This is a genomic window from Vibrio sp. 10N.239.311.G01 (assembly GCF_041465805.1).
Taxonomy (GTDB): Bacteria; Pseudomonadota; Gammaproteobacteria; order Enterobacterales; family Vibrionaceae; genus Vibrio; species Vibrio crassostreae_C.
Map to the genome: position 1 here is coordinate 258,539 of NZ_JBFSRM010000004.1, position 6,648 is coordinate 265,186.

A 6,648-nucleotide genomic window follows, 5' to 3' on the forward strand; every position below is an offset into this window, starting at 1 on the left:
GTCACAAATCAATCTGTGAGCTAAAACCTTTTTAAAGTCTTATGGATAGACTAACCTTTCAATTAATGGAGTGACAGTTTAAGGATGATAGGAATGTCGAAGTGGAAGCTTAGTTTTGTATCTGCGGTTTTTATGTTTTCTCCAAGTTTGTGGGCGGACACTAACGCGGTGGATATTTTAGATTACGACCATATTTATGCCACGGCGCATTCGGGCAGTTTAAATGAAGATGCAGGCAGTAATAACAATGCCTCGTCTTATGGATTAGGCGTCAGTTACGCGATGACGGATGATTGGTTGCTGCTGGGAGACTACAGCGCACGCTTCATTCACCCTGATGACACCACAACTCGAATTGATACGCTGATGCCAGGTGTTGGTTACCGTTACAGCATTAAGAAAGATTTAGATATAGTGGCTTACTACCTGCTTGGTATCACGAAAGGTAAGGTTGAAGATAATGACACCAACCGAACTGAATCTTCAGACACCGAGTTCATCCAAGGGGTAAAAGCTGAGCTTAACTATGGATTTGCGAAACGTTGGATAGCTAACGGGAGTGTGCAAGTGAATCGAAGTGACCTGTTTGATGAACAGATCTATCACTTAGGTTTACGTTATCTAGTGACCAACAAGTTTGCGATTGGTGGGTCATACCAACATCGAGATGGTGAAGGTAAAATTCGTAGCGAACGTACTAACGAGCTAGGTGTGGAATTTTTCCTAGAGTATTAGCCAGTAACGAAAAGGCTACATGCCCTAATAGCTCTTATATACAAAGAGGCAGACACAAAAAAGCCAGCTTGATTGCTGGCTTTTGCATATCTATTGGTCTGCAAATAAAGGTTTCGCTTTTCGATTAAAGAACCGCAGCGATACCTTTACATAGAGGACCCATGTTTGACTTAGTCATACCAGCAACACTGATACGGCCAGAACCAACAATGTAGATTGCGAATTCGTCTTTTAGGCGAGTTACTTGCTCTTTGCTTAGGCCAGAGAAAGAGAACATGCCGTTTTGACGTTCAATGAATGTGAAGTCTGCATCAACACCTTCTGATTTCAGTGTTGTTACAAATAGCTCACGCATCTCTTGGATACGGTCACGCATTTCTGCTACTTCTGCTTCCCATTCAGCACGTAGATCAGCATCACCAAGGATGTGAGTAACGACAGCACTGCCGTGGGCTGGTGGGTTAGAGTAGATAGAGCGGATAATGCTCTTAACTTGAGAGAATGCTGTCGTTGCTACGTCTGCTGATTCAGCAACCAGAGTGAATGCACCAACACGCTCGTTGTACAAGCCGAAGTTCTTAGAGAACGAGCTAGCAACAAGGATCTCTTTGTTGTATTGAGCAAAAATACGTAGGCCAGCAGCATCTTCTTCAACGCCTTTTGCAAAACCTTGGTAAGCAAAATCGAATAGAGGAAGCAGTTTCTTCTCAGCAACCAGTTTAGCAAGAACTTCCCACTCTTCAGTTGTTGGGTCGATACCTGTTGGGTTGTGACAGCAGCCGTGAAGAAGAACGATATCGCCTTCAGAAGCTTTCTCTAGGTCAGCAACCATGCCAGCGAAGTCTTTGTCTTTAGTTTCAGCGTTGTAGTAGCTGTATTGAGCAGTTTCGATACCCGCAGCTGCGAAAACGCCGTTGTGGTTAGCCCAAGTTGGGTTACTGATCCAGATTTTCACTTCGCCCAGTTGGCGCTTGATGAATTCACCCGCTACGCGAAGTGCACCTGTACCACCTGGAGCTTGTGCTGTTTTAGCGCGTTGAGATGCAACGATCTCTGCGTCTGAACCGAAAAGAAGTTTCTGAACCGCTAGACCGTATTCAGCTGTACCTTCAATCGTTAGGTAAGATTTGGTTTTTTCGTTTTCAAGAAGTGCAGCTTCTGCTTTCTTTACTGTTTTAAGTACTGGTGTTTGACCATCTTCATTTTTGTAGATGCCAACGCCAAGGTTGATTTTCTCTGCACGAGAGTCTTTTTTAAACTCTTCAGTAAGGCCGAGGATAGGATCGGCGGGAGCAGCTAACACTTTTTCAAACATAATCTTCATCCATGTCAATTGAGAGGGGATAGTATCTATGGGTAGTTATACCTGTATGGAATTTTTAAGACAATACGAAGTGAACAGAAAGACCAAAAAAAATCCATTTCAATCAGATTTATTGACTAAAGAGGATATTTGATAACAAAACACCCTACGGATTAACCTATAGGGTGCAAGAAGTTAGTGGATTTTGAATAGATTACGCTGGTTGAGCAATAAAGCTTTCGCGCTCGAGTTCACTCGCTACATTTTTGCCATCTTTGTAGGTCGCAGCAATTGAAACAAACGCTTGTTCGACGACCAGAAAAGCTTGGACAACTTGCGGATCAAAATGCGTCCCATTGCCCTCTAAGATGATCTGTTTAGCTTGTTCATGAGTAAAGGCTGGCTTGTAGACTCGCTTCGAGATGAGCGCATCATAAACATCAGCTAATGCCATTAAACGGCCAGATAACGGGATATCTTCACCAGACAACTGATTAGGATAACCACTGCCATTCCATTTCTCGTGGTGAGTCAGAGATATCTCCTTTGCGACTCTTAAGAAAGAGCTACTTCCCAACTGCTTTTCTGCAATAGATAACGCTTCAGCCCCAATCGTGGGGTGACCTTTCATTATCTCAAACTCTTCGTCCGTCAATTTGCCCGGCTTCAATAACACACTATCAGGAACACCTACTTTGCCCACGTCGTGCAAAGGCGCAGATTTGTAGAGCAACTCGATGTAGTTTGGAGTTAACAAGCTTGAGTGGGTTTCTGATTTGCTGAGCTCTTGTGCGAGCACCTTGACGTACTCTTGAGTTCTTAGGATATGTGCGCCCGTTTCATTGTCTCGAGATTCAGCCAATGCCGATAAGCTCACAATGGCCACGTCACGTGTGGTTTTCACTTCGTTTTGCGCGGTTTCAAGGCTATCAAGCATGGTATTGGTCATAGATGCCATTGATCCAAGCTCGTTGTAGCCGAAAATAGGTAAGCGAACGCCTTGCTCGCCATTGGTGACTTTGTTTAATGCGTGCTCTTGGCTTAGGAGAATACGCTTAATTAGCTTACTCCAAAGCGTCATGATGGTTATCGCGTAGCCACCCAGTACCACAGCCAAATAAATAAACTCTTTGATCACGCTGATCTTGCCGGTGCCATCCAATAAGCGGTCAGGGTTATGTTCTAACCAGAAGATGTCTTTGACAGCAATCATCGTCAACATAGTCGTCAGTGTTACCAGAAGCACGATAACCAAGCCTATCATCTGCTTGACCAGTGAACTTCTTTCACCAACCAGTTGGAAGTCGAATTGTCCAGTCGTCTCCATTTTATCCATTTGGCTGAGCTTGGCATTCAATTGAAGAATGGTTCCGGTAAAGAAGCCGAATAGACTCATGCCAAACAGCACCTTCAAATTACTATCTATGGTGAATTCATAGCTTAAGTTGTAGTAGAGCGCGAAAGGCACACTTGCAGCAAAAAATAGCAGGGTATCGAGTTGCGCGAATCGGCCTTGCTTGACCAAGGTATGTTGCGCCAATGGGTAACGACGTGCGAGCCATAATAAGATAAACACAATACTGACTTGTGTGAAAATCTCTAACGTCGTTAAGCTATCGAGCATAGGGCACACCCGACTGCCATAGGTGCCAAACAGCACGCCAGCAATGACGTATAACTTAGTCGTTAGCGATTGATTGTAATTTGAAGTATCCATCGGTAAGCCTTTGTTCTCATTCTTATTAGATTTACGCATTCATTGATTCACGACTTTAGAATTGCGAATAATTAGCATAACTGACGTGAATAAGACCGGAAATTCTATCGATAGCTTTCGTGGATTGATACAAGAAACTGGTTTGTGTTAGAGATTTGTTAGCTAGGTGGGGGTTATTGCAGCATTTTTATGAAGATACTTGAATAGCCTCGGTCGAGGTTCGAGGCTATTCAGTCTGTGTACTGGTTAGAATCGCGAGTGATTGAGTTTGCTATCTACTTTACCCCGTTACTTTTTGAGATTGATTTCAGCTTCGATTGAGCCGGTTTCAATCTCAGGGTGAGACGCTAGTTTGTCTGCAGCCCATTGGTTGATGTGTTTCAGAATAGCAGACACCGCGTGTTTTTCCGTTGGTGCTTGGTCTTGTTCGACATCGATCTTTTGCTTTGGATGTGAGCCTGTCGCATCTTCAGCAATATGGAGCCAATCTGGGTGCCAGTAATATGGCTGACCGCTCGGTGTTGTCCAACTGTGAACACCGTTTGACTCTCCTTTATAACTTAATTGGTCTGCTTCTATTTTTTTCATTGTTATCTCGCATGTTTTTGGGTTACATCAAATTATTGAGGTAGAAAGCCAACTTAGCTCCTACCTTGGGTACAAACTTAGCAAAGCTTACAAAGTTATCTGTGAACCAATTCACACTATTGTGGAAATTAGGTGCGATCATATGGATAGCAGCAATAGTTGTTGGCGTAAGTGATAAAATCACCGGCTCACAGAATTTCTCTAGGTAGTACAATTAGATGGCGCGTTATGAAGAGCTTGCAAAGGATATTCGAACTCAGATAGCCAACAATACGTGGCGATCCGGAGAGAAGATCCCTTCGGTACGCATGAGTTGTCGAAATTACAACGTCAGCAATAGTACTGTCTTACAAGCCTATCAGTTGCTAGAAAGCGAAGGGTGGATCATCGCTAAACCTCAGTCGGGCTACTTTGTAGCGCCAAGGCTGGACGGCGTTGACTACGCACAGCCACTCGTTAGTGAAAAGAAAGCCATTAATGACCGCTTATTTGATTTCTTGAAGTCGAGTTCAGCCGAAGGTGTGATGCCTTTCGGCTCTGCATTCCCAGATCCCGACCTTTTCCCGTTACCTACCTTGACTCGAAACCTTGCCAGCGCGGGTAGGAAGATGACTGGCGCGAGTGTGATAAATAATTTACCACCGGGCAGTGAGTCCTTGAGAAGGCAAATCGCACAGCGTTATCTGCAGCAAGGGATCACGGTTAATCATCAAGACATCGTGATTACGTCGGGTGCTATGGAGGCGCTCAACTTGAGCCTGCAAACGGTCACCAAGTCGGGTGATAACGTCGTGATTGAGTCTCCCGCATTCTATGGTGCTCTGCAGGCTGTCGAGAGGCTCGGGCTTAACCCGATCGAAGTGGACGTTTGCCCAATCAATGGGTTGAATATAGAGCAGTTTGAAAACGCGCTACAAAACCAAGATGTTAAAGCGTGTTGGCTGATGACGACTTTTCAAAACCCAACGGGAACCAGTTTGTCGGAACAGGCAAAGCGCCGTGTGGTAGAGATTGCAGAACAACATGGAACCTACATTATTGAAGATGACGTGTATGGCGATCTTTATTACGAAGGGCATAAGCCGAAGCCACTAAAGGCCTTCGATAAGACCGATTCCGTCTTGCTTTGTGGGTCGTATTCAAAAAGTTTGTGTCCTGGTTATCGAGTAGGGTGGGTTGTGAACACGCGTTTTAACGACGCGATTCAAAAGTTACAGCTTCTTTCTACGTTATCGAGTAGCGCTCCTGTTCAACTTGGTGTCGCTCATTTCTTAACGCATGAAAGCTACGACAATCACCTTCGTAAACTGCGTAAAAACCTTGTCGTCAGGAAAGAGCGATTTATCGATGTCATTAAGCAGTACTTTCCGCATTCAATAGAGATTGAAGAGCCGGCTGGTGGCTACTTGATATGGATTCGCTTTTCTGAAAAATTCGACAGCCAACAGTTTCATCAACTGGCTATCGAGCAAGGCATTAGCGTTGCATCTGGCGATCTGTTTAGTGAGCATGGCAGAGTGGATAACGCGATACGATTGAACTTCTCTTATGAATTGACAGAAGAGAAAGAACAGGCGCTCATCTGGCTTGGCAAACTGGCACATCAACTTACGCACTCGTAAAACCTTAAGTCCCTCATAAAAAAGACAATCATTCCAACTGTACGGGTTGTTTGTGGGGTAACTGTACGCCTAATTGACCAAAGAGTTGTGATTCAATAACGGTAGACCAAATATTGGAGATACCGTTATGTTGAAAATGACTATGGGAAATGAAGTTAAGCTGATTATTGTCGCTATTGTGTGTGCGCTTCTGCTTATTCTCGGCCACGTACTGCTGGCAAAAGCATTCGCTGATATGGCGTGGGCGGAATACACCACTGCCGCGATCCCATTCGTTATGATGGCAATCTGCGGTCTTGCAATAAAATACGCTATCGACCAAGACGTGGATTAGCTTTTGAATAACGAGTCCAGATGGTAGTACGCAGAAACAGCCGTCGTCTCGTTTTATTCCGAACATAAAAAAACCTCCGCAAGTGCGGTAATGCCGTTCACTTAAGAGTGAACGGCATTTTTGTTCTTAGCATACCGTTGTGGTCTGGGTTTAACTCTTCTAGGGAATGTCCTTTCCCTTCGCCCTTCAAGTATTAAGCTTTCAGCCATGTTGTGGAACCCCTTTAGCTGACGAGGTATTGCGCCTGGTGTTGAATAAGGTAAGCCTACAAGTAACGCTGATACATGAGCTAACGTGCCGTTAAAACTCAGTTGATAAGGAAGGTAATTTCCCTTTAAATTGAAGCAGA

6 protein-coding genes and 1 pseudogene are annotated in these 6,648 nt (G+C 44.4%); 3 read left to right on the forward strand and 4 right to left on the reverse strand.

The features are described 5' to 3' along the window. Positions 1–93: 93 nt before the first annotated feature. A complete protein-coding gene (locus tag AB6D06_RS05250) occupies positions 94–735 on the forward strand; it encodes an outer membrane beta-barrel protein (protein WP_102333202.1) in 642 nt (213 codons plus the stop codon). A gap of 124 nt (positions 736–859) precedes the next feature. Here the strand turns inward: AB6D06_RS05250 and AB6D06_RS05255 are convergent, their stop codons facing one another. The 3 genes from AB6D06_RS05255 to AB6D06_RS05265 all read right to left on the reverse strand — a co-directional run bounded on the left by AB6D06_RS05255 (position 860) and on the right by AB6D06_RS05265 (position 4,343). Next, positions 860–2,050 (reverse strand): amino acid aminotransferase, encoded by a 1,191-nt coding sequence (locus AB6D06_RS05255; protein ID WP_017065416.1) that lies wholly within the window; start codon positions 2,048–2,050, stop codon positions 860–862. Between the two features lie 202 nt (positions 2,051–2,252). Continuing rightward, complete coding sequence (locus tag AB6D06_RS05260; RefSeq protein ID WP_372099740.1) at positions 2,253–3,794, reverse strand: HD-GYP domain-containing protein; 1,542 nt, start codon at positions 3,792–3,794, stop codon at positions 2,253–2,255. 249 nt (positions 3,795–4,043) lie between these two features. Continuing rightward, positions 4,044–4,343, reverse strand: coding sequence for a hypothetical protein (locus AB6D06_RS05265; RefSeq protein ID WP_017060414.1), 300 nt, complete (start codon positions 4,341–4,343; stop codon positions 4,044–4,046). 218 nt (positions 4,344–4,561) lie between these two features. Between AB6D06_RS05265 and AB6D06_RS05270 the strand changes: the two genes are divergently transcribed. Both AB6D06_RS05270 and AB6D06_RS05275 read left to right on the forward strand, forming a co-directional pair. Next, positions 4,562–5,965, forward strand: a complete 1,404-nt coding sequence (locus AB6D06_RS05270) for a PLP-dependent aminotransferase family protein (RefSeq protein WP_372099742.1) — start codon at positions 4,562–4,564, stop codon at positions 5,963–5,965. A 127-nt stretch (positions 5,966–6,092) separates the two neighbouring features. Next, the gene (locus AB6D06_RS05275) at positions 6,093–6,299 is read left to right on the forward strand and encodes a hypothetical protein (protein ID WP_004734707.1); all 207 of its coding nucleotides are present in this window, start codon (positions 6,093–6,095) and stop codon (positions 6,297–6,299) included. 101 nt (positions 6,300–6,400) lie between these two features. On the opposite strand, the pseudogene AB6D06_RS05280 reads toward AB6D06_RS05275, so the two are convergent. Continuing rightward, positions 6,401–6,648 (reverse strand): annotated as a pseudogene (locus AB6D06_RS05280) (IS4 family transposase); the annotation flags it as partial.